A 21,752-nucleotide genomic window follows, 5' to 3' on the forward strand; every position below is an offset into this window, starting at 1 on the left:
GACGCCCGAGGACCCTTCTGCGAGGTGACGACCGCGGCCCGCGTCCGGCCTACCGTTTCTTCCGTGACCGAGACGACGCACACGCAGACGACACCGGCGGGCGGGGCCGAGCGACCGCGCAGCCCCGAGTTCCGGCTCGCCGCGGACGCCCTGCGCGGCCTGCGGCAGGACCTGTTCCACGACGCGTTCGCCTACCGACCGCTGCCCCGGGTCCGGGCCCGCGGCGGGCTCGCCGGCCGCTCCGGCCGCGTCCGCGAGTACGCGGCCTGGACCCCGCACGTGCTGGTGACCGGCCTCGGCGCGCTGGCGATGCTGGTGGCGCTGGCCTCCACGAGCGACTCCGGGCTGCCGTCCCTGCTGTGCGCGCTGCTGGCGCTGGGTCCGGTGCTGCTGACCCTGGCGCGTCCCGTGGGCGCGTTCTGGTTCTCGCTGGCCGCGACCATGGTCACCTCCGTCATGAGCGGGGCGACCGGCTTCGACTGGCCGTGGTCGCCGGGCAGCTTCGTCTCGCACCTGGTGGTCCTCACGGTCGTGGCAATACGGACCCGGCCGCGCACGGCGGCCTGGATGTGGGTGCTCACCGCGGCCTACGGCTTCGTCGCCGAGACCGGCTTCGGCTGGGGCCACTTCGACACCGACGTCGGCCCGATGCTGATCCTCTCCGCGATGATCCTGCTGGCCGTCACCGTCCGGCACATCCGCCGCGAGGCCCAGCAGGAGGTCAGCGCGCAGCAGACGGTGACCGCGGCGGAGCGTTCGCGCCGCACGCTGCTGGAGGAGCGCACCACGATCGCCCGCGAGCTGCACGACGTCGTCGCCCACCACATGTCGGTGGTCGCCATCCAGGCGGAGGCCGCGCCCTACCGGGTGGAGAACCCGCCGCCGGAGCTGGAGAAGGCGTTCGCGACCATCCGGGAGAACGCGGTGGCGGCCCTCGCCGAGCTGCGGCGGGTCCTCGGGGTCGTCCGCGCCGAGGACTACGAGGCCCCGGACGCACCCCAGCCCACCCTGGCCGACCTGGACGGGCTGCTCGCCAACGTGCGGGAGGCCGGGCTGGCGGCGGAGAAGGCGGTGACCGGCGCGGTGCGCGAGCTGCCGCAGGGCGTGGAGCTGTCGGCGTACCGGATCGTGCAGGAGGCGCTGAGCAACACCCTGCGCCACGCTCCCGGCGCGGGCGCCCGGGTGGAGATCGCCTACGTGCTCGGCGGTCTGGGACTGCGGGTGGTCAACGGCCCGCCGCCCGCGGAGGCCCTGCTGGGGCCCTCGCCGGGGGCCGGGCACGGCATCACGGGCATGCGGGAGCGCGTCACGATGCTGAACGGCGAGATGACGGCGGGCCCGACCGCCGACGGAGGCTACGAGGTGACGGTCTTCCTGCCGGTGGCGGCCGCCGCGATCGAGGACCGGGCATGACGATCCGCGTACTGATCGCCGACGACCAGATGATGGTCCGCGAGGGGTTCTCGGTGCTGCTGAACGCGATGCCGGACATCGAGGTCGCCGGTGAGGCCGTCAACGGCCGGGAGGCGGTGGACCGGGTCCGCGAACTGGCCCCGGACGTCGTCCTGATGGACATCCGCATGCCCGAGCTGAACGGCATCGAGGCGACCCGGGAGATCGTCGCGGCGGACGCGGCGGCGAAGGTGCTCGTGCTGACCACCTTCGACCTGGACGAGTACGTGTACCAGGCGCTGCGGGCGGGTGCCTCCGGCTTCCTGCTGAAGGACGCCTCCGCCCGCCAACTCGCCGACGGCGTCCGGGTGGTGGCCTCGGGGGAGGCCCTCCTCGCGCCGTCGGTCACCAAACGGCTGATCTCCGAGTTCTCGCGGCTGTCCGAGGCGCCGCGCCTGCTCCCGGCGGGGGCGCAGGCGGCCTACGGCGAACTGACCGAGCGGGAGACGGAGGTGCTGGTGCTGATCGCCCAGGGCCTGTCCAACGCGGAGATCGCCGGGCGCCTGGTGGTGGCGGAGTCGACGATCAAGACCCACGTCAGCCGCATCCTGGTCAAGCTCGGTCTCCGCGACCGCACCCAGGCGGCGGTCTTCGCCTACGAGGCCCGCCTGGTGACGCCGGGCTGACGGCACCGTTCCGGCCGGCCGCACCGCGCGCGGAACGAGGGCACCCCTGGTCAGACGCGGGCGCACGCGTTAGCGTCCCCGCATGGCAGGCCCCCTCGACCTCGCTTTCGACCCCTGGGACCCCGCGTTCCTCGCCGACCCGTATCCGGCCTACGCCGAACTGCGGGCGCACGGCCGGGTGATCCGCTACGAGCCGACCGACCAGTGGCTGGTCCCGCACCACGCGGACGTCTCGGCCCTGCTGCGGGACCGCCGGCTCGGGCGGACGTACCAGCACCGTTTCTCGCACGAGGACTTCGGCCGGACCGCGCCCCCGCCGGCGCACGAGCCGTTCCACACCCTCAACGACCACGGGATGCTCGACCTGGAGCCGCCGGACCACACCCGGATCCGGCGCCTGGTGTCGAAGGCGTTCACCCCGCGCACGGTGGACCGGCTGCGGCCGTACGTGCACGGGCTGGCGAACGAGCTGGTCGCCGCCCTCGTCGCGGACGGCGGCGGTGACCTGCTGACGGACGTGGCGGAGCCGCTGCCGGTGGCCGTGATCGCCGAGATGCTGGGGATACCGGAGGCGGACCGGGCGCAGCTGCGCCCCTGGTCGGCGGCCATCTGCGGGATGTACGAGCTGAACCCGCCGGAGGACACGGCGGCGCGGGCGGTGCGGGCGTCGGCGGAGTTCTCCGACTACCTGCGGGAGCTGATCGCGGCCCGCCGGGAGAAGCCGGGGGAGGACCTGATCTCGGGTCTGATCGCGGCCCACGACGAGGGCGACCGCCTCACCGAGCAGGAGATGATCTCCACGGCGGTGCTGCTCCTGAACGCCGGCCACGAGGCGACGGTCAACGCCACGGTGAACGGCTGGTGGGCGCTGTTCCGCAACCCCGGCCAGCTGGCGGCCCTGCGCGCCGACCACTCCCTGGTCCCGTCCGCGATCGAGGAGCTGATGCGCTACGACACCCCGCTCCAGCTCTTCGAACGCTGGGTGCTGGACGACATCGAGATCGACGGCACGGTGATCCCCCGCGGCGCGGAGATCGCCATGCTCTTCGGCTCCGCCAACCACGACCCGGCCGTCTTCGCCGATCCCGGCCGACTGGACCTGACCCGCGCGGACAACCCGCACATCTCCTTCAGCGCGGGCATCCACTACTGCATCGGCGCCCCGCTGGCCCGCATCGAGCTGGCCGCGTCGATGACGGCCCTCCTGGAGCGGGCCCCCACCCTGGCTCTCGCCGAGGACCCGCGGCGCAAGCCGAACTTCGTGATCCGGGGGCTGGAGGGGCTGCCCGTGGTGGTGCGCTGAGCGCCCCCTCGGCGGCTCACCGGCCGGCGGGCAGGGTGAGCGACCAGGCGCCCTCCCGCACGGTCCAGGTCCGCCGTCGTACGGGTCCGGAGACCGCCGCGTCCGCCCGGTAGCGGAAGTCGGCGCCCACGACCGTCACCGTACGCCCGGAGGCCAGTACGGGGGTCGCCTCCGCGCCCACCGACAGGGGGCGTACCTCCACCGAGGCCACCCCGCCCGTGCGGGGTGTCACCGACACCGCCTCGACCGGCTGGTCGAGGTCCACGACCGTCTCGCCGTCGACCTCCACCCGCAGCCGGGCCGGCCCGGGCGAGGGCACGGCCGACAGCCGGGTGGGGCGGGGGGCCAGGGTGCGGACCAGGGAGCGGTACGTCGTCCGCAGCCAGGGGCGGCCCGCGGGGACGGCCACCGGCTCGGCGGCAACCCCCCGCACCGGCGCGGGCGGAATGCCCAGCGCGCCCAGCACCACCCCGTCGCTGTCGTCGACCAGCAGGTCCAGGCGGCGCTCGGCCCCGTCCAGCACGGCACGCGCCGCCGCCACGGTCCCGCCGGGCACTCCGAGGGACTGCGCGAGGGCGGTGTCACCCACCGGGACCATCGCCAGCGCGCATCCGGCCAGCTCCCGCCGGCGGTGCAACAGGGTCACCGCGCGCACCAGGGCCCGGTCGTCGCCGATCACGACCGGCCGCCGGGACCCTCTGCGGCCGAGCGCGCGGGCGAATTCCTCGGGTCCCTCCGGCAGGCACACCTTGGCCGTCGCACCCGCGCTGAGCACGTCTTTCGCGATCCGTACGGACTCCCCGTCCGCCTGCCGTGCCGCCGGATCGATGATCACCAGCAGCTGATCGGACGTCGCGAAGGTCGCCACCTCGGTCCTGCCTCGCTTCCTCGGGTAGCATCTTTGTGCAAGAGCCCCTTGCGCTATTGCGCCAGGGGCTTCGTCTATTCCGGGGCATCCGGTCCGACGGTTGTGCGACCAACGGCGGTCGCTGTGGCACGCGGCGGTGAACCTTACGCCCACGCCCCCGACCATGGACATGCCCCGCCCGGAAGGGGTGTACGCGCGTGCCCGCACTTGTGCTGCTCGGTGCTCAGTGGGGTGACGAAGGCAAGGGAAAGGCGACCGACCTGCTCGGTGGCTCGGTGGACTATGTAGTGCGATACCAGGGCGGCAACAACGCCGGCCACACGGTCGTCGTGGGCGACCAGAAGTATGCACTCCACCTGCTCCCTTCCGGAATCCTCTCGCCCGGTTGTACGCCGGTCATCGGCAACGGAGTCGTCGTCGACCCGTCGGTCCTGCTCTCCGAGCTGAGCGGTCTGAACGAGCGTGGCGTCGACACGTCCAAGCTCCTGATCAGCGGTAACGCGCACATCATCACGCCGTACAACGTGACCGTCGACAAGGTGACGGAACGCTTCCTCGGCAAGCGCAAGATCGGTACGACCGGCCGCGGCATCGGCCCGACCTACGCGGACAAGATCAACCGCGTCGGCATCCGGGTCCAGGACCTGTACGACGAGTCGATCCTGCACCAGAAGGTGGAGGCGGCCCTCGACGTCAAGAACCAGGTCCTCACCAAGCTCTACAACCGGCGGGCCATCACCGCCGACCAGGTGGTCGAGGAGCTGCTGGGCTACGCCGAGCAGATCAAGCCGTACGTCGCCGACACGGTCCTGATCCTCAACGAGGCGCTGGAGCAGGACAAGGTCGTGCTCTTCGAGGGCGGCCAGGGCACCCTCCTGGACATCGACCACGGCACGTATCCCTTCGTCACCTCCTCGAACCCGACCGCCGGCGGTGCCTGCACCGGCGCCGGCGTGGGCCCGACGAAGATCAGCCGCGTCATCGGCATCCTCAAGGCCTACACGACCCGGGTCGGCGCCGGCCCGTTCCCGACGGAGCTGTTCGACGCCGACGGCGAGGCGCTGCGGCGGATCGGCGGCGAGCGGGGCGTGACCACCGGCCGCGACCGCCGCTGCGGCTGGTTCGACGCGGTCATCGCCCGGTACGCGACCCGGGTGAACGGCCTGACCGACTTCTTCCTCACCAAGCTGGACGTGCTGACCGGCTGGGAGGAGATCCCGGTCTGCGTGGCGTACGAGATCGACGGCAGGCGCGTCGAGGAGCTGCCGTACTCGCAGACGGACTTCCACCACGCGAAGCCGGTCTACGAGACGCTGCCGGGCTGGTCGGAGGACATCACCAAGGCGAAGTCCTTCTCCGACCTGCCGAAGAACGCCCAGAACTACGTCAAGGCGCTGGAGGAGATGTCCGGCGCCCCGATCTCCGCGATCGGCGTGGGCCCGGGCCGGGACGAGACGATCGAGATCAACTCGTTCCTGTAGGCACCTCGCGGGAGCACCCGCCGTTCCGCCCCGGGCGGCCGGCGGGTGCTCCCGTTCCGTGTGCGCTGCACAATCGGGGTATGGGCGTCCACCGGAGCGCGCGATGCCGGGGGCCGTACGGCGGTGAGGGCCACCAGGCGGACGGCACGGACTGCTCCGACCCCGCCGTCTTCGAGGTCGCCCGGCACCACCGCCCGCCCCTGCCGGTCTGCCCGGTCCACCTGGGCCCGTCCCTCCTGCTGGCCGCCGGCGTCCTCTGGCCCCCGCAGATCCACCTCATCGGCCGCGCCCCGGGCCTGCGCCCCTGACCACCCGGGAGCCCGCGGGCGTCGGCCCGCGGTCAGCTGAAGACGATCATGGAGCCCTGGGCCAGGGAGCGGGTGGCCGCCGCGTGGAGGCCCAGCCATACGTGGCGTTCGCGGGCGAAGGGGCTGGGGTCGTACGGCGCCGGGACGGCCGGTTCCTCCAGCTCCGTCGGGGCGGCGGGGGGCTCGGGCGCGGCCGGGGGGTTGGCCGGGTCGATGCCGATCGTCGGGGCGACGTACTGGAGCTCGCGCAGCAGGGTCTGGGCGGAGCCCAAGGGGCCGCCGCCCGCGAGGAGTTCCTCGTTGGACAGCGGATGCGGGAACTCGACGGGGACGTACGCGCCCGCGTGGTCGTAGTGCCAGACCAGGTGGGACTGCTGGGCCGTGGACTCGAACATCTCCAGCAACTGCTCGTAGTCGCCGCCCAGTTCGTCGACCGGGGTCACCGGCAGGCCGCAGACCTGGAGCAGATAGGCCCGGCGCAGGAAGTGCAGCGCGTCGTAGTCGAAGCCGGCCACCGGGGCCACGTCACCCGACAGGCCCGGCATGTACTGGTACACCGGCACCGCCGGCAGCCCGGCCTCGGCCAGCGCCTTGTTGTATTGCGCGAGTTCCTCGGCGAACGGGTTGTCCGGGGTGTGGCACAACACGTCGACGAGCGGTACCAGCCACAGGTCACAGGCCAAAGAGGGCTCCTCGCATCGGCAGGCGCCCGGTCACGCACGGCGCCACTTGGTCAGGGCAGGGTAGTCGCTGCGGCCCCCGGGCGGCTCCCCCGTGCGGGCCGTACCGGTCACTTACCCGCCTGCCAGGTGTTCCAGCAGCGCCAGCGAGTGCGCGTTCGCGGCGGCGACGACCGACCGGGCGGCGTCGGCCTCGCGGCGGGCCAGTGCGTCGACCAGTTCCGTGTGCCCGGACCACAGGCGGCCCCGCAGATCGGGCAGCCGCAGCAGGTGCTGCACGGCGCAGACCCAGGACTGCACGCGCAGCCGGTCCAGGAAGTCGGCCAGATAGGGATTGCCGAACAGGGCGCTCAACTCGCGCCAGAAGCGCAGGTCGTAGCCGATGAGGATGATCAGGTCGCCGGCCGCGGCGGCGCGCTGCGCCTCCTCGCCGCGGCGGCGCACGGTGGCCAGCGCGGTGGCCGTGCGCGGATCGTCCGGCGGGGTCAGGAAGGCGGGATGCCCCGAGACGAGGGCCTGGAACATGCCGTCGGTGACCAGGCTGCGGGCCTCGATCATGTTCCGGTAGTCGGTGAGGGAGTACTCGGGCACGCGGAAACCGCGATGCTGGTCGGCCTCCAGGATGCCCTGCGCGGACAGGTCGACCAGCGCCTCGCGGACGGGGGTGGCCGAGACGCCGTACTGGTCGGCGATCTCCTTCACCGTGAACGCCCGGCCCGGTCGCAGCCGCCCGGCCAGCACCTCGTCCCGCAGCGCGTCCGCGATCTGCTGGCGCAGGGTGCTGCGCGTCACGGCGCCGTTGCCGGGCATGGTCCGGGCCTCTCCTCACGCGGGGGTGACGTACTCACCTGGTTCTTACGAGCACGTCACCTTACGCGTTCGGATCGGCCCGGCGGCAGCCTCGGCCCGGTCACGGCCGGTGACTGGTGTGACCGTGACCCGGTGGTTACACCGTGTACTCGTCGGCCACGGTCAGCGCGGCGTCGAGCGCGGCCAGACCCTCCTTCAGCTCCGCCTCGGAGACGTTGCACGGCGGGACGACATGGGTGCGGTTCATGTTCACGAAGGGCCACAGACCGTGCTGCTTGGCGGCGGCGGCGAAGGCGGCCATCGGCGCGTTCGCCTCGCCGGCCGCGTTGTACGGCACCAGCGGCTCGCGGGTCTCGCGGTCCTTCACCAGGTCCAGCGCCCAGAACATGCCGACGCCGCGCACCTCGCCGACGCTCGGGTGCCGCTCGGCCAGTTCGGCGAGGGCGGGTCCGACGACCGTCTCGCCGAGCCGCTTGGCGTTCTCGACCACACCCTCCTGCGCCATCACCTCGATCGTGGCGACGGCGGCGGCGCAGGCCAGCGGGTGACCGGAGTAGGTGAGACCGCCGGGGTACGGGCGCTTGCCGAAGGTCTCCGCGACCCTCTGCGAGATGGCGACACCGCCGAGGGGCACGTAGCCGGAGTTCACGCCCTTGGCGAAGGTCATCAGGTCGGGCACCACACCGGACAGGTCGGCCGCGAACCACTCACCGGTCCGGCCGAACCCGGCCATGACCTCGTCCAGGACGAAGACGATGCCGTGCCGGTCGCACAGCTCGCGCACCCCGGCCAGGTAGCCGGGCGGCGGGACCATGATCCCGGCGGTGCCGGGGATGGTCTCCAGGATGATCGCGGCTATCGTCTCCGGGCCCTCGAAGGCGATCGTCGTCTCCAGGTGCTCCAGGGCCCGCGCGGTCTCCTGCTCCTCGGTCTCGGCGTAGAAACGCGAGCGGTAGAGGAACGGCGCCCAGAAGTGGACGACCCCGGCGCTGCCGCTGTCGGAGGCCCAGCGGCGCGGGTCGCCGGTCAGGTTCACGGCCTGCTGGGTGCCGCCGTGGTACGAGCGGTACGCCGAGAGCACCTTCGGGCGGCCCGTGTGCAGCCGGGCCATGCGCACCGCGTGCTCGACGGCGTCCGCGCCGCCGTTGGTGAAGAAGATCTTGTCCAGGTCGCCCGGGGTCCGCTCGGCGATCAGCCGGGCCGCCTCCGAGCGGGCCTCGACGGCGAAGGCGGGCGCGAAGGTCGTCATCCTCGCGGCCTGCTCCTGGATGGCCGCGACGACCTTGGGGTGCTGGTAGCCGATGTTGGTGTAGACGAGCCCGCTGGTGAAGTCCAGGTACCGCTTGCCGTCGTAGTCCCAGAAGTAGGACCCTTCGGCGCCTGCGACGGCGAGCGGGTCGATGAGGTCCTGGGCGGACCAGGAGTGGAAGACGTGCGCGCGGTCCGCGGCCTTCACTGCGGCGCCGGCGGAGGGGTTGGGCTGAGGGGTCATGCCCGCGAGCGTAAATGTCCGCGATGCGGAAGCGACATCGGCGTCCTGTTCCCTGCGCGGGGGATTTCCGCGACAGGTTGTCGACGCGCGCGCTGTTACGGAACCGTAGACGCAGGCCCGCGCCCCGCCCTGGGCGACCGCACTATTCTCGGTCTGTTGCACACGCAGGGGCCGTGTGCGCGGGGGGAAGGCGGGGCAGCCATGGAGAAGCTCGGACCGGGGGATCCGCAGCGCATCGGGGCCTACCGGCTGCTGGCGCGGCTGGGCGCGGGCGGCATGGGGAACGTGTACCTGGCCCGCTCGGACCGGGGACGCACCGTCGCCGTGAAGCTGGTCCGGGAGGAGCTGGCCGAGCAGGAGGAGTTCCGCGCGCGGTTCCGGCAGGAGGTGCAGGCCGCCCGGCGGGTCGGCGGGTACTGGACCGCGCCGGTGCTGGACGCGGACACCGAGGCGGCCGTGCCGTGGGTGGCTACGGGCTACGTCGCCGGGCCCAGCCTGCAGCAGGTGGTGGGGCACGACCACGGGGCGCTGCCCGAGCGGTCGGTACGGATCCTCGCCGCCGGACTCGCGCACGCCCTCAAGGACATCCACGCGGCGGGGATCGTGCACCGCGACCTCAAGCCGTCCAACGTGCTGGTCACCATCGACGGACCGCGCGTGATCGACTTCGGCATCGCGCGGGCGCTGGAGACGACCACGGCCGGCGGGGAAGGACTGACCCGGACCGGCTCCCTGGTCGGGTCGCCCGGGTTCATGGCGCCCGAGCAGGTGCGGGGGGACCGGATCACCCCGGCGTGCGACGTGTTCTGCCTCGGCTCCGTGCTCGCCTACGCGGCGACCGGGACGCTGCCCTTCGGGACCGCCAACAGCGGGGTGCACGCGCTGATGTTCCGGATCGCCCAGGAGGAGCCGGACCTCGACGGGGTGCCGGAGGGCATCGCCGACCTGGTGCGGGACTGCCTGCGCAAGGACCCCGGGGCCCGGCCGACGCTGGACGCGATCCTGGAGCGGACGGGCGCGGAGGACACGGTCGCCGGCGGCCGGTCCCGGGACCCCTGGCTGCCGGGTTCGCTGGTGGCCCAGCTGGGACGGCACGCGGTGCGGCTGCTGGAGGCCGAGGACCCCGAGGGGGACGGGACGGGGCCGGGCGGGGCGGCGGGTGCCGGCGGCGGCGCCGGTGCGTCCGCGGGTGCGGCCGGGGCCGCGTTCCCGCCCGCACCGCCCGCGCGGCCGGGGCCCGGTGAGGGACAGGCGCCGCCGGAGTCCGCGGGAGCGGGGATCGGCGCCGCGGGGGCCGTGGGGGCGGCTCCTGCCGGCGCGGCCGGTGCCGCTGGTGCCGGTGGTGCCTCCGGGGCTTCGCCCGCGGCCGCGGGAGGCGGCGAGCACGCCGCCGTCTCCGACGGGGGCGTGGTGCCGCCCGCGCCGGGCGCCCCGGCCGCCGGCGCCGTGAACCACCTTCCGACCGTCGTCGCCGGGCAGACCCCGCCGCCCGGCGCGCCGCCGGCGGCGCCCGGGTTCGGGGCGGCGCCCGGGGCGTACGGCTATCCGCAGCAGCACCCGCAGCCCGCCACTCCCTACGGCTATCCGCAGCAGCCCGGCCCCGGGGGTGGGGCGGGGCGCAGCCGCAGTACAACCCCTACGCCGGCGGCCTGGGTGCCACCCCGCCGTACGGGCCGCCGCCCGTCGGGCCGACGCGGGATCCGGAGCGGCCGGGCCGGCGCTCCACCGCGCTGCTCGTGGTGATCGCCCTCGTCGTGGCGCTCGGCGCGGGCGGCACGGTGTACGCGCTGATGCGCAACGGCAGCGGCACCGACGACAAGGGCGGCGACACCGTCAGCCCCGCGCCGACCGGCAGCTCCGCGCCGGCGACGACGGGGGGAAGCTCCGGGACTCCCGGTCCGACGCCCTCCGACTCCGCGTCCGCATCCTCGTCCGCGGACGGCACGATCCCGGCCGGGTACCTGGGCACCTGGGAGACCACGATCGAGAACGCCAACGGCACCAACACCCGCGAGCTGACCATCCGGCAGGGCGAGGTCGGTGACACCGTACTGACGCTGGTTGCGGACGGCCCTGCCGAGGGCGGCGGCAGCTACCACTGCGTCTTCGAGGCCTCGCTGTCCGAGAAGCCCGGCGGCGGGCCGTTGGAGATCGGTCCGTCCACCGTCACCACCGGCGAACCGGCCTCCTCCTGCTCCCCGGGCGAGGCCACCGAGGTCACCCTGCTGCCGGACGGAAAACTGAAGCGGACGAAGCGCAGCGGCGGAGAAAGCCTGACCTACACCCGCCAGTAGGCGAAAGCGACCGGCGCCCCCGGCGGCCGGTGGGAGCCTGGTGGCTGGCGTGGCCGCGGTGGCCGGCGTGGTCCCGGTGGGCCCGCGTGGCTCTGGCGGTCGGTGTGGTGATGGCGGTTGGCGCGGCCCCGGTGGCCGAGGGGGTTTCGCTGGCGGCGGGGTTTCGGCGGCTGCCGGTTCCGGTGGTCGGCGCGATCCCGGTGGTCGGCGTGGTTCCGGCGACTCGCGTGGCTCGGTGGTCGGCGTGCCTCTGGCGGTCGGTGTGGTGGTGGCGGTTGGCGCGGCCCCGGTGGCCGGCGGGGTTTCGGCGGCTGCGTGGTTCCGGTGGTCGGCGCAATGCGTGGCTGCGGTGGCAGGCGTGGTCCCGGTGGGCCCGCGTGGCTCCGGCGGCCCTTGCGGCGGCCTGCGGCTGCGTGGCTCTGGCGGGCAGAGCGGCTCCGGGGGGCTATCGCGGCTCCGACGGTTAGCGTGGCTTCGGCGGCCGGGTCTGACGGCCTGCGGCTGCGTGGCTCCGGCGGGCTATCGCGGCTCCGACGGTTAGCGTGGCCTCGGCGGTTAGCGTGGCTCCGGTGGCTGGCATGGTCCCGGCGGCCCGACCCGCTCCGCGGCCCGCGTGACTCCGGCGGTCGTCGTGGCTCCAGCGGCCCGCGTGGCTCTGGCGGCTGGCATGGTCCCGGCGGCCCGACCGGCTCCGGCGGCCCGTCGTGGCTTCGGTGGTCGTCGTGACTCCGGCGGCCGACGGGGTTTCGCTGGCGGCGGGGTTTTGGCGGCTGCGTGGTTCCGGTGGTCGGCGCAATCGCGGTGGCTGGCGTGGCTGGGGTGGCAGGCGTGGTCCCGGTGGGCCCGCGTGGCTCCGGCGGCCCGACCGGCTCCGGCGGCCCGTGTGACTCCGGTGGTCGTCGTGGCCCCGGTGGCCGGCGGGGTTTCGCTGGCGGCGGGGTTTTGGCGGCTGCGTGGTTCCGGTGGTCGGCGCAATCCCGGTGGCTGGCGTGGCTGCGGTGGCAGGCGTGGTCCCGGTGCGCCCGCGTGGCTCCGGCGGCCCGTCCGGCTCCGGCGCCCCGCGTGACTGCGGCGGTTCGTGGCTCCGGCGGCCCGCGTGGCTCCGGCGGCCTGCGTGGCTCCGGCGGCCTGCGTGGCTCCGGCGGCCCGCGTGGCTCTGGCGGGCTGTCGCGGCTCCGACGGCTAGGGCGGCTTCGGCGGCCCGCGCGGCTCCGACGGCTAGCGTGGCTCCGGGGGGCGTTGTCGGGGCATGTTCGGGCGGGAGCCGTTCGTCGGGGGGAGGGGGAACCGGCCGCCGGGGACCCCGTGCTCCTGCCGGGGTACGGACGCCACCGCCGTCTGGATGCCCAGCGGCGCCGACCCGGTCCGGAACTCCACCATCCAGTCGGTCGTCTCGGTGCGCACCAGCTCCGTGACGTCCTCCGAGAACCGCCGCAGGACGACCAGGCACCGCTCGGCCGCCTCGCTCGCCGTGCCCTCCGCCGGGCCCAGCACCTCCCGCACGCTCTCCGAGGCCCAGTCGAACTGCAGCGCCTGGAGCCTGCGCTGCACCGCCTGCGCGGTGGCCACGTCCCGCATCCACCCGGACGTGACGCCGAAGAACCGGTCGATGCCGACACAGGCGACCCCGAGCAGCAGCGCAAGACAGCCCCAGGGAGCCACCCCGCCGGCCACACCCGTGAGGTCCAGCAGGGGCAGCGCCGCGCCCGCCACCGCGCCCGCCGCGGCGCCGGCCCGCAGCACCCGCGCACCGCGCCGCTTCCACACCCGGTCCCGCAGGTACCAGTCCGTCGTCCGCAGTGCGCCGCGCTCCACCCACCGGTACAGCTCGTCCAGCCGTTCGGCGGGCTCCCCCCAGTCGCCGAGCGGGAAGGCCCGCCCGGTCAGGTCGCCCGGCCGCAGCTCGGCCGCGCCCTCGCCCCGCCCGTCCTGAGGCGGTCCCTCGGGCTGCATCTCCGGCTGACCCACCCGGCACTCCCTATTGATCCCGACCAGTCACTTTGCGTGACATTTCATGACGACGCGCGGCACCCTTCCTACCGCCCAATGGGTGGCGAAGAGGGAGCTTTCCCGGCTTTTCCGCTCGGAAGAGGGCCTTGATCAGGTATAGGGCGTCCGACTTTCTCACTCGAAAGAGTGGCGGGGCGATGGTCGCGTGGACCACGTAGGCTCGTGGAAAGCGGAGAAGCAACGGTGAGACAGCGAAGACAGCGAGGAGCCGATCGTGATCCCCGGTGGCGGCCAGCCCAACATGCAGCAGTTGCTCCAGCAGGCCCAGAAGATGCAGGAGGACCTGCAGCGGGCGCAGGAGGAACTGGCGAACACGGAGGTCGAGGGTCAGGCGGGCGGCGGCCTGGTGAGGGCCACCGTGACCGGCGCCGGTGAGCTGCGCGCGCTGGCGATCGACCCGAAGGCGGTGGACCCGGAGGACACCGAGACCCTCGCCGACCTCGTCGTGGCGGCCGTCCAGGCGGCCAACGAGAACGCGCAGAGCCTCCAGCAGCAGAAGCTGGGCCCGCTCGCCCAGGGCCTCGGCGGCGGCAGCGGCATCCCCGGCCTGCCCTTCTGAGTCCCGGCGCGTCGATCGTTCTGGTGTTCGCCATCGGTGCGACACCCCCACCGCCTTCCAAGGACAGGCGGCAGCCAACTACCGTACGTACCGAAAGGTCTTCAGGAAGGGCAGTCCGTTGTACGAAGGCGTGGTTCAGGACCTCATCGACGAGCTGGGGCGGCTGCCCGGCGTCGGTCCCAAGAGCGCGCAGCGGATCGCCTTCCACATCCTGCAGGCCGAGCCGACGGACGTGAAGCGGCTCGCGCAGGCCCTCCTGGAGGTGAAGGCGAAGGTCCGCTTCTGCGCGACCTGCGGCAACGTGGCACAGGAGGAGCTGTGCAACATCTGCCGCGACGCCCGCCGCGACCCCTCGGTCATCTGCGTGGTCGAGGAGCCCAAGGACGTCGTCGCCATCGAGCGCACCCGCGAGTTCCGCGGCCGCTACCACGTCCTCGGGGGCGCGATCAGCCCGATCGAGGGCGTCGGCCCCGACGACCTGCGGATCAGGGAACTCCTCGCGAGGCTGGCCGACGGCACGGTCACGGAGCTGATCCTGGCCACGGACCCCAACCTCGAGGGCGAGGCGACGGCGACGTACCTCGCCCGCATGATCAAGCCCATGGGCCTGAAGGTCACCCGCCTGGCCAGCGGCCTCCCGGTGGGTGGCGACCTGGAATACGCGGACGAGGTCACTCTCGGCCGCGCCTTCGAGGGGAGACGACTCCTAGATGTCTGACGCCACGCTGCACGAGACGACGCAGAACCCGGACGACTTCGTGGTCCAGATCGCGGACCAGGTGGAGAGTTTCCTGGTGGCCGTCACGGAGGTGTCGAAGGGCGACGAGCCCGAATCGGCCGTCCCCTTCCTGCTCCTGGAGGTCTCCCAGCTCCTGCTGGCCGGCGGCCGCCTCGGCGCGCACGAGGACATCGTCCCGGACGAGCGCTACGAGCCCGACATGGGCCCGGAGCCGGACGTCGACGAACTCCGCGAGAACTTCGCGCGCCTGCTGGACCCGATCGACGTCTACTCCGAGGTCTTCGACCCCTACGAGCCCCGCAAGGCCCCGGTGCCGGCCCGGCTCTCCGACGACCTCGCCGACATCATCACCGACCTCCGCCACGGCATGGCCCACTACCGCGCGGGCCGCACCACGGAGGCCCTGTGGTGGTGGCAGTTCTCGTACTTCTCCAACTGGGGTCCCACGGCCTCCGCGATGCTGCGCGCCCTGCAGTCGGTCCTCATCCACGTCCGCCTCAACCAGCCGCTGGAAGAGCTCGACGGCCTCGACACCGACCAGGCGAGCGTCGGCGACGAGACCCTGGAGTTCGAGGCCGGCCGGGTCATGGCGGAGGAGATCGGCGCCCCCCTGGGGATCCGGCCCGGGAAGTAGCGCCGCACCGGTCACTGTGAGCCGGGGCACGTTCCGCGTGGAGCGGCCCGGGGTGGGCAGGTTCCGCAATCGAGCGGGCGTCGCACATCGCGGCGCTTCACCGATGTCTCACCATGCGGGAGCAGGGTGGTGGAATTCGGACGCTCGATAGACTGAGCCGACACAAACGAACCGAGCGAGGAGCGCACGTGGGCCTTGTCGTGCAGAAGTACGGAGGCTCCTCCGTAGCCGATGCCGAGGGCATCAAGCGCGTCGCCAAGCGGATCGTGGAAGCGAAGAAGAACGGCAACCAGGTTGTCGTCGTCGTTTCCGCGATGGGCGACACGACGGACGAGTTGATCGATCTCGCCGAGCAGGTCTCTCCGATGCCTGCCGGGCGCGAATTCGACATGCTGCTGACCGCCGGAGAGCGTATCTCCATGGCCCTGCTGGCCATGGCGATCAAAAACCTGGGCCACGAGGCCCAGTCCTTCACCGGCAGCCAGGCCGGCGTCATCACCGACTCGGTCCACAACAAGGCCCGGATCATCGACGTCACGCCGGGCCGGATCCGCGAGTCCCTGGACCGGGGCAACATCGCGATCGTCGCCGGTTTCCAGGGCGTCAGCCAGGACAAGAAGGACATCACCACGCTGGGGCGCGGTGGTTCCGACACCACGGCCGTGGCGCTCGCCGCCGCCCTCGACGCCGAGGTCTGCGAGATCTACACCGACGTCGACGGCGTGTTCACCGCCGACCCGCGCGTGGTGAAGAAGGCGAAGAAGATCGACTGGATCTCCTTCGAGGACATGCTGGAGCTCGCGGCCTCCGGCTCCAAGGTGCTGCTCCACCGCTGTGTGGAGTACGCCCGCCGCTACAACATCCCGATCCACGTCCGGTCCAGCTTCAGCGGACTTCAGGGCACGTGGGTCAGCAGTGAGCCGATTGGGGACCAGAAGGTGGAGCAGGCCATCATCTCCGGTGTCGCGCACGACACCTCCGAGGCCAAGATCACGGTCGTCGGCGTGCCGGACAAGCCGGGTGAGGCGGCCGCGATCTTCCGCACCATCGCCGATGCCGAGATCAACATCGACATGGTCGTGCAGAACGTGTCGGCCGCGTCCACCGGTCTGACGGACATCTCCTTCACGCTGCCCAAGACCGAGGGCCGCAAGGCCATCGACGCGCTGGAGAAGAACCGGTCCGGCATCGGCTTCGACTCGCTGCGCTACGACGACCAGATCGGCAAGATCTCGCTGGTCGGCGCCGGTATGAAGACCAACCCGGGCGTCACGGCCGCGTTCTTCGAGGCGCTCAGCGACGCCGGGGTCAACATCGAGCTGATCTCCACCTCCGAGATCCGCATCTCGGTCGTCACGCGGGCCGACGACGTGCCGGAGGCCGTGCGCGCCGTGCACAGCGCCTTCGGTCTCGACTCCGACACCGACGAGGCCGTCGTGTACGGAGGCACGGGCCGCTGATGGCGCCGACCGGGAAGCCGACGCTCGCGGTCGTGGGTGCGACCGGGGCCGTCGGCGCGGTCATGCTCCAGATCCTGTCCCAGCGGGCGGACATCTGGGGTGAGATCCGTCTGATCGCCTCCCCGCGCTCGGCCGGCCGCAAGCTGGCCGTGCGCGGCGAGGAGGTCGAGGTGGTGGCCCTCACGGAGGACGCCTTCGCCGGGGTCGACATCGCCCTGTTCGACGTCCCCGACGAGGTCGCCGCCGAGTGGGCGCCGGTCGCCGCCGCGCGCGGTGCGGTCGTGGTCGACAACTCGGCCGCGTTCCGGATGGACCCCGACGTGCCCCTGGTGGTGCCCGAGGTCAACCCGCACGCGGTGCGGACCCGCCCGCGCGGGATCGTCGCGAACCCCAACTGCACGACCCTGACGATGATCGTCGCCCTGGGCGCGCTGCACGCCGAGTTCGGGCTGCGCGAGCTGGTGGTGTCGTCGTACCAGGCGGTGAGCGGGGCCGGGCGGGCCGGCGTGGAGACGCTCAGGTCCCAGCTGTCCCTGGTGGCCGGCACCGAGCTGGGCACCAAGCCCGGGGACGTGCGGCGGGCCGTCGGGGACGACACCGGGCCGTTCCCGGAGCCGGTCGTGCTGAACGTCGTCCCGTGGGCCGGGTCGCTGCGGGAGGACGGCTGGTCGTCGGAGGAGATGAAGGTGCGGGACGAGTCCCGCAAGATCCTCGGGCTGCCGAAGCTGCCGGTCGCGGTGACCTGTGTCCGCGTGCCGGTGATCACCACGCACTCCCTGACGGTGCACGCCCGCTTCCAGGGCGAGGTCACCGTCGACGGCGCCCGCGAGATCATCGCCACGGCGCCCGGTGTGGTGCTGTGCGACGACCCCGCCGCCGGCGAGTTCCCCACGCCCGCCGACGTGGTGGGCACCGACCCCACCTGGGTGGGGCGGGTACGGCGGGCTTTGGACGACCCGACCGCGCTCGAACTCTTCGTGTGCGGCGACAACCTGCGCAAGGGCGCCGCCCTGAACACCGCTCAGATCGCGGAACTGGTGGCGTCGGAGCTCTCCTGAGAACGCCGTGGTGCCCGCCGAACGCACCCGGGGCCGTAAAGAAGTCGGCTGGGAGCGGGTCCATTTATAGGATCTCCGGAAGAGGTGTGTGCAGGAGTATGGTCCGGACCACTTGAACCGGGCCGTGCGACGACAGAGGATTTCCTCCCCGCCCCACGCAACCGCGTGCAGGGCGGGGAGCGTCTTTCCGGTCACCCTTGCGGGACCTGAGGACGGTGACGATCCAGGCGCGGGGACGCTGCGATCGGGGCGTGGGGACGCCCGTTCAACATGGGATACAGCGGGAGAGCGGGACGCATGACGGCACTTGAGGCATCGCCGGTTGTCGCACATGTGACGTCCGGCACGTACAACCCTCTCGGGGGGAAACGTGTCCAACTGGCGTGGCAGAGGTACTCGAACTCCCAGCGGCCCGCGGCACAGCACTGCGGCCGCCCCGTGCGGCGCTCCGGCCCCGCACGCCCGGCGGCATGCCGGTGATCGCGCCCATGCCCGCAGCGCGGCCCGCCCGCATACCCAGTCAGCGTGACGGCGCCGAGGACTCCCCGGCGGCCGAGGCGGCCGAGGCCGCCGGCACGACCGTCGACCACCTCACGGAGACGTACCGGGCCCACTACCGCTCGCTGCTGGGCCTCGCCGCCCTCCTCCTCGACGACACCGCCTCCTGCGAGGACGTCGTCCAGGAGGCCTTCATCCGGGTCCACTCGGCGCGCAAGCGTGTCCGTGACCCCGAGAAGACCCTCGCCTACCTCCGGCAGACGGTCGTCAACCTCTCCCGGTCGACGCTGCGCCGCCGCATACTCGGCCTCAAGCTCCTCTCCAAGCCGATGCCGGACATGGCGAGCGCCGAGGAGGGGGCCTACGACCAGCTGGAGCGGCGGGACCTCATCAAGGCGATGAAGGGGCTCCAGCGCCGCCAGCGCGAGGTCCTCGTGCTGCGCTACTTCGCGGACATGACCGAGGCCCAGGTCGCCGAGAGCCTCGGCATCTCCCTGGGGTCGGTGAAGGCCTACGGGTCGCGGGGCATCGCCGCGCTGCGGGTGGCCATGGAGACACCGGCATGAGCGGGGGCGCCCGCAGGGCGATGCCGGGACACCGCACCCGCACGAACGTCACAAGCAATCGCACGCTGGGAACGGAACTGTGAACCACGGCCCCGACGCGAAGGGCCCCGAGGGACCCGGACCGGACCTCGACGGGCTCGACCCGGACCTCGACGGGCTCGATCAGGACGAGCTGGCCCTGCGCCGGATGCTGCACTCCGCGGTCGGCGACATCGAGCCGGGCAACGGCACCCTGGAGCATCTGCGCCGGGCGGTGCCGGCCCGGCGTGCCCGCAAGCGGCAGGCCGCCGTCGGCATGGCCGCGGCCGCCCTGTTCTTCGGCACCGCGATCCCCGCGCTCGTGCACGTCTCCCACGCCGGTGGCTCCGACCCGAACACCGCCATGGCCGGGCAGAGTTCCCAGGCCCAGGGCGGCACCGGGCAGGGCAAGACCAAGGGCGGCCACACGCCCGGGAAGCACGACGCGGGCAGCGCCAGCGTCAAGCCCGAGGAGAGCGGCAAGCCCGGCAGGAAGGACGACAAGGGCGGCGGCACCGGCGGTTCCACCGGCGACGTCAACCCCTCCGCGACCCTCTCCACGGGCACCCCGCTGTGCACGGCCTCCCAGCTGGGCTCCGCCACCGGGTCGGCCGCCGCGCCGGACTCCGCGGGCATCGTCTACGGCACCTTCCGGGTCACCAACGTCTCCGCCACGGCCTGCACCGTCAGTGGCGCGGGCAGCATCTCCCCGTCGGCCCAGAACGCCGCGGACCCGGCGAAGATCAGCGCGGCCCGGCATGTGGCCGGGGACGCGGCGACCAGCCTGCCCGACCCCTCCCTGGAGGTCCCGGCACTGGTGCTGCAGCCGGGTTCGGCGTACGAGGAGAAGTTCGCCTTCGTGCCCTCGGAGACCTGCCCCACCACCGGCGGCAGCACCGGCGGCTCGGACAGCGGCGGCCCCTCGCCCGACCCGACGCCCACCGGCGAGACGAGCGCCTCCGGCGGCACGGACACCGGCAGCACGTCGTCGGGTACGACCACCCAGCTGTTCACCGAGGACGGCGGCACGGCCGACGGCAGCATCCTGCTCACGCACACGGCCCAGGGCGGCTCCCCCGCGGCGTCCACGGTCATCCCCAACGCGTGTGCCGGCACGGTGATCTACACGGGGGTGCTGGCAGGGGCGTAGGGCTCCACCGGGACGGCGGGGCGACCGGTGAACCCCCGGCCGGCGGCGGGCACCGCTCAGCCGCCGGCTACGGCCGCCCGCTCCGGCTCCTCCGGAACCAGGCCCAGCGCGGCGTCCCGCTGGAACTCGATCTCCCGCCGCAGCAGCCGGAACCACATGAACACCACGAATCCGGCGAAGACGAACCACTCCCCGGTGTAGCCGAGGTTCTGGAACGCCTTCAGGTCCAGCCCGGTCCCGGCGGGCGCGCTCGCGGGCACGGCCTTCATCCCCGAGTCGCCCCGCTCCAGGGTGACCCAGGCGTCGTACAGCCGGTACGGCACCAGGTTCACCAGGGACGCGGAGCTGATCGCCGCCGTCTGCCCGGCGGGCAGTCCGCCCTCGGCGCTGACCCCGTTGTCCCCCGGCGTCTCGGAGGCCTGCAGCGACCCGGTGACCGTGACCTCGCCCGTGGGCGGGGCGGGTGCCTTCGCCGCGTCCGCCGTGCCGGGCAGCCAGCCGCGCACCACCGGCAGCGCCTTGCCCGAGTCGGTGCGCAGCAGGGTGAGGACGTAGAAGCCGCGCTTGCCGTCCAGCTCCCGGCCGGGCACGAGGAGCTGCTCGCCGTACCGGCCGCTCGCGGTGACCCGCTGCCCCGAGGTGCTCTGGTCGACGGGCAGCAGCCGGGTCAGCGGCCGTGCGGCCGTGTGCCCGCCGGCGGTGGCCTGCTCGGTCGCCGTGCGGTGGTCGTGCACCCGCCCCTCGAACCGGCTCAGCTGCCAGGACCCCATGAAGACGCAGAACGGGATGGCGAGCAGCACGAAGACGTTGATGCCCCACCAGCGGGGTGTCAGCAGAAACCGGTACACGCCCTCCACGGTACGGCGCCCGCACCGGTGTCCCGCCCGCGGGTCAGCCCTTCGTGGCCTTCAGCGAGTAGATGAGCGGGACGCGCGGGTGGTCCGCCGGAAAGCGGTGGTAGCCGTCGCGGATCTCGAAGTTCTCGAAGCGCGGGAAGAGCGAGACGTCGTGCTCGTGCAGGAACTCGATGCGCAGCCCGGTCGCGGCGAGCGCCGAGACGACGTCGCCGAGGGTGTGCTGCCACTCGACGCTGCGGTTGTGGACGGTGACGGCGTCCGGGTCGGCGTAGGTGCCGGGCAGGTCGTACACCTGGGCGTCCCGGGAGAAGTAGTCGCGCACGATCCGGGTGCCGGTCGTGTCGTCCAGCATCTCGGTGACCGGGTGGAACTCGGCGAGGTAGAGGAAGCCGCCGGGTGCCACGAGCGCGGCCGCGGTCTCGGCCCAGCGCCTCAGGTCGGGCAGCCAACACAGCGCGCCGAGTCCCGTGTAGACGATGTCGTACGACGGCTCGGGGACCGCGGCGGCGGCGTCGTACACGTCGCCGGTGACGAAGGCGGCGCGCTCCGGGCCGTGGCCGAGACCGGCGGCGAGGGCGCGGGCCGCCTCGACGGCCGGGGCGGAGAAGTCCAGGCCGACGACCCGGGCGGCGCCCCGGTGCGCCCAGGAGAGGGTGTCGGTGCCGATGTGGCACTGCAGGTGCAGGAGGGTCTTTCCGGTGACGTCCCCGACCTCGGCGGTCTCGAAGTCCCGCAGGACGTCCGGGCGGGCCCGGAAGCCGGCGAGGTCGTAGTACTTCCCGGCGACGTGGACGGGCACCCGCTCGTCCCACATGGCCCGGTTGTCCTCGCGCCAGCCCTCGGGAAGGGGAGCGGAGGCGGTCTGTGCGCTCATGGTCGGAAAGTTATC

General features: G+C 73.0%; 19 protein-coding genes and 1 pseudogene. 13 read left to right on the plus strand and 7 right to left on the minus strand.

The window, feature by feature from the left end:
* Positions 1 to 63 precede the first annotated feature (63 nt).
* The 3 genes from N8I86_RS20615 to N8I86_RS20625 all read left to right on the plus strand — a co-directional run bounded on the left by N8I86_RS20615 (position 64) and on the right by N8I86_RS20625 (position 3,381).
* On the plus strand, positions 64 to 1,413 hold the full coding sequence (locus tag N8I86_RS20615; protein ID WP_263278399.1) for a sensor histidine kinase: 1,350 nt from the start codon (positions 64 to 66) through the stop codon (positions 1,411 to 1,413).
* Entirely contained in the window at positions 1,410 to 2,078 is a 669-nt protein-coding gene (locus tag N8I86_RS20620; protein WP_073887702.1) for a response regulator, read from the plus strand. Before N8I86_RS20615 ends, N8I86_RS20620 begins: the two co-directional genes overlap by 4 nt.
* 82 nt (positions 2,079 to 2,160) lie before the next feature.
* Entirely contained in the window at positions 2,161 to 3,381 is a 1,221-nt protein-coding gene (locus N8I86_RS20625) for a cytochrome P450 (protein ID WP_263278400.1), read from the plus strand.
* 16 nt (positions 3,382 to 3,397) lie between these two features.
* Here the strand turns inward: N8I86_RS20625 and N8I86_RS20630 are convergent, their stop codons facing one another.
* Positions 3,398 to 4,249, minus strand: coding sequence for a diacylglycerol kinase family protein (locus N8I86_RS20630; RefSeq protein WP_263278401.1), 852 nt, complete (start codon positions 4,247 to 4,249; stop codon positions 3,398 to 3,400).
* 197 nt (positions 4,250 to 4,446) lie between these two features.
* Here N8I86_RS20630 and N8I86_RS20635 point away from each other — a divergent pair, with 197 nt between their 5' ends.
* Together N8I86_RS20635 and N8I86_RS20640 are read left to right on the plus strand one after the other, a co-directional pair.
* Entirely contained in the window at positions 4,447 to 5,730 is a 1,284-nt protein-coding gene (locus N8I86_RS20635; RefSeq protein WP_073887707.1) for an adenylosuccinate synthase, read from the plus strand.
* Between the two features lie 80 nt (positions 5,731 to 5,810).
* Positions 5,811 to 6,038 carry a hypothetical protein gene (locus N8I86_RS20640; protein ID WP_073887708.1) on the plus strand — a complete coding sequence of 76 codons (228 nt, stop codon included), beginning with the start codon at positions 5,811 to 5,813 and terminating at the stop codon, positions 6,036 to 6,038.
* A gap of 32 nt (positions 6,039 to 6,070) precedes the next feature.
* Here N8I86_RS20640 and N8I86_RS20645 read toward each other — a convergent pair whose 3' ends face one another.
* The 3 genes from N8I86_RS20645 to N8I86_RS20655 form a co-directional block, all read right to left on the minus strand.
* The gene (locus N8I86_RS20645) at positions 6,071 to 6,721 is read right to left on the minus strand and encodes a phospholipase D-like domain-containing protein (RefSeq protein WP_073887713.1); all 651 of its coding nucleotides are present in this window, start codon (positions 6,719 to 6,721) and stop codon (positions 6,071 to 6,073) included.
* Between the two features lie 111 nt (positions 6,722 to 6,832).
* A complete protein-coding gene (locus N8I86_RS20650) occupies positions 6,833 to 7,528 on the minus strand; it encodes a GntR family transcriptional regulator (protein ID WP_073887714.1) in 696 nt (231 codons plus the stop codon).
* 136 nt (positions 7,529 to 7,664) lie between these two features.
* Positions 7,665 to 9,020, minus strand: a complete 1,356-nt coding sequence (locus N8I86_RS20655) for an aspartate aminotransferase family protein (protein WP_263278402.1) — start codon at positions 9,018 to 9,020, stop codon at positions 7,665 to 7,667.
* Between the two features lie 201 nt (positions 9,021 to 9,221).
* Between N8I86_RS20655 and N8I86_RS20660 the strand changes: the two are divergent.
* Positions 9,222 to 11,314: pseudogene (locus tag N8I86_RS20660) on the plus strand (serine/threonine-protein kinase).
* Between the two features lie 1,218 nt (positions 11,315 to 12,532).
* On the opposite strand, the gene N8I86_RS20665 reads toward N8I86_RS20660, so the two are convergent.
* Positions 12,533 to 13,282: an SLATT domain-containing protein gene (locus N8I86_RS20665; protein ID WP_073887719.1), complete on the minus strand. Its 750-nt coding sequence runs from the start codon at positions 13,280 to 13,282 to the stop codon at positions 12,533 to 12,535.
* Between the two features lie 256 nt (positions 13,283 to 13,538).
* Between N8I86_RS20665 and N8I86_RS20670 the strand changes: the two genes are divergently transcribed.
* The 7 genes from N8I86_RS20670 to N8I86_RS20700 all read left to right on the plus strand — a co-directional run bounded on the left by N8I86_RS20670 (position 13,539) and on the right by N8I86_RS20700 (position 20,006).
* A complete protein-coding gene (locus tag N8I86_RS20670; RefSeq protein ID WP_073887720.1) occupies positions 13,539 to 13,883 on the plus strand; it encodes a YbaB/EbfC family nucleoid-associated protein in 345 nt (114 codons plus the stop codon).
* Between the two features lie 118 nt (positions 13,884 to 14,001).
* Positions 14,002 to 14,601, plus strand: coding sequence for a recombination mediator RecR (recR, locus tag N8I86_RS20675; protein WP_073887722.1), 600 nt, complete (start codon positions 14,002 to 14,004; stop codon positions 14,599 to 14,601).
* Positions 14,594 to 15,256, plus strand: coding sequence for a DUF5063 domain-containing protein (locus tag N8I86_RS20680; RefSeq protein ID WP_073887723.1), 663 nt, complete (start codon positions 14,594 to 14,596; stop codon positions 15,254 to 15,256). The genes recR and N8I86_RS20680 overlap by 8 nt, the downstream gene beginning before the upstream one ends.
* Before the next feature lie 188 nt (positions 15,257 to 15,444).
* Positions 15,445 to 16,716 carry an aspartate kinase gene (locus N8I86_RS20685; protein ID WP_073887725.1) on the plus strand — a complete coding sequence of 424 codons (1,272 nt, stop codon included), beginning with the start codon at positions 15,445 to 15,447 and terminating at the stop codon, positions 16,714 to 16,716.
* Positions 16,716 to 17,774 (plus strand): aspartate-semialdehyde dehydrogenase, encoded by a 1,059-nt coding sequence (locus tag N8I86_RS20690; protein WP_073887726.1) that lies wholly within the window; start codon positions 16,716 to 16,718, stop codon positions 17,772 to 17,774. The genes N8I86_RS20685 and N8I86_RS20690 overlap by 1 nt, the downstream gene beginning before the upstream one ends.
* 383 nt (positions 17,775 to 18,157) lie before the next feature.
* A complete protein-coding gene (locus N8I86_RS20695; protein WP_073887728.1) occupies positions 18,158 to 18,838 on the plus strand; it encodes a SigE family RNA polymerase sigma factor in 681 nt (226 codons plus the stop codon).
* 79 nt (positions 18,839 to 18,917) lie between these two features.
* Positions 18,918 to 20,006, plus strand: a complete 1,089-nt coding sequence (locus N8I86_RS20700) for a hypothetical protein (protein WP_073887729.1) — start codon at positions 18,918 to 18,920, stop codon at positions 20,004 to 20,006.
* A 56-nt stretch (positions 20,007 to 20,062) separates the two neighbouring features.
* Here the strand turns inward: N8I86_RS20700 and N8I86_RS20705 are convergent, their stop codons facing one another.
* Together N8I86_RS20705 and N8I86_RS20710 are read right to left on the minus strand one after the other, a co-directional pair.
* A complete protein-coding gene (locus N8I86_RS20705) occupies positions 20,063 to 20,854 on the minus strand; it encodes an SURF1 family protein (protein WP_185091303.1) in 792 nt (263 codons plus the stop codon).
* A 43-nt stretch (positions 20,855 to 20,897) separates the two neighbouring features.
* Complete coding sequence (locus tag N8I86_RS20710; protein WP_263278403.1) at positions 20,898 to 21,737, minus strand: class I SAM-dependent methyltransferase; 840 nt, start codon at positions 21,735 to 21,737, stop codon at positions 20,898 to 20,900.
* Between the last annotated feature and the right edge of the window lie 15 nt (positions 21,738 to 21,752).

This window comes from Streptomyces albidicamelliae, from assembly GCF_025642175.1.
In the GTDB taxonomy this organism is placed as follows: domain Bacteria; phylum Actinomycetota; class Actinomycetes; order Streptomycetales; family Streptomycetaceae; genus Streptomyces; species Streptomyces albidocamelliae.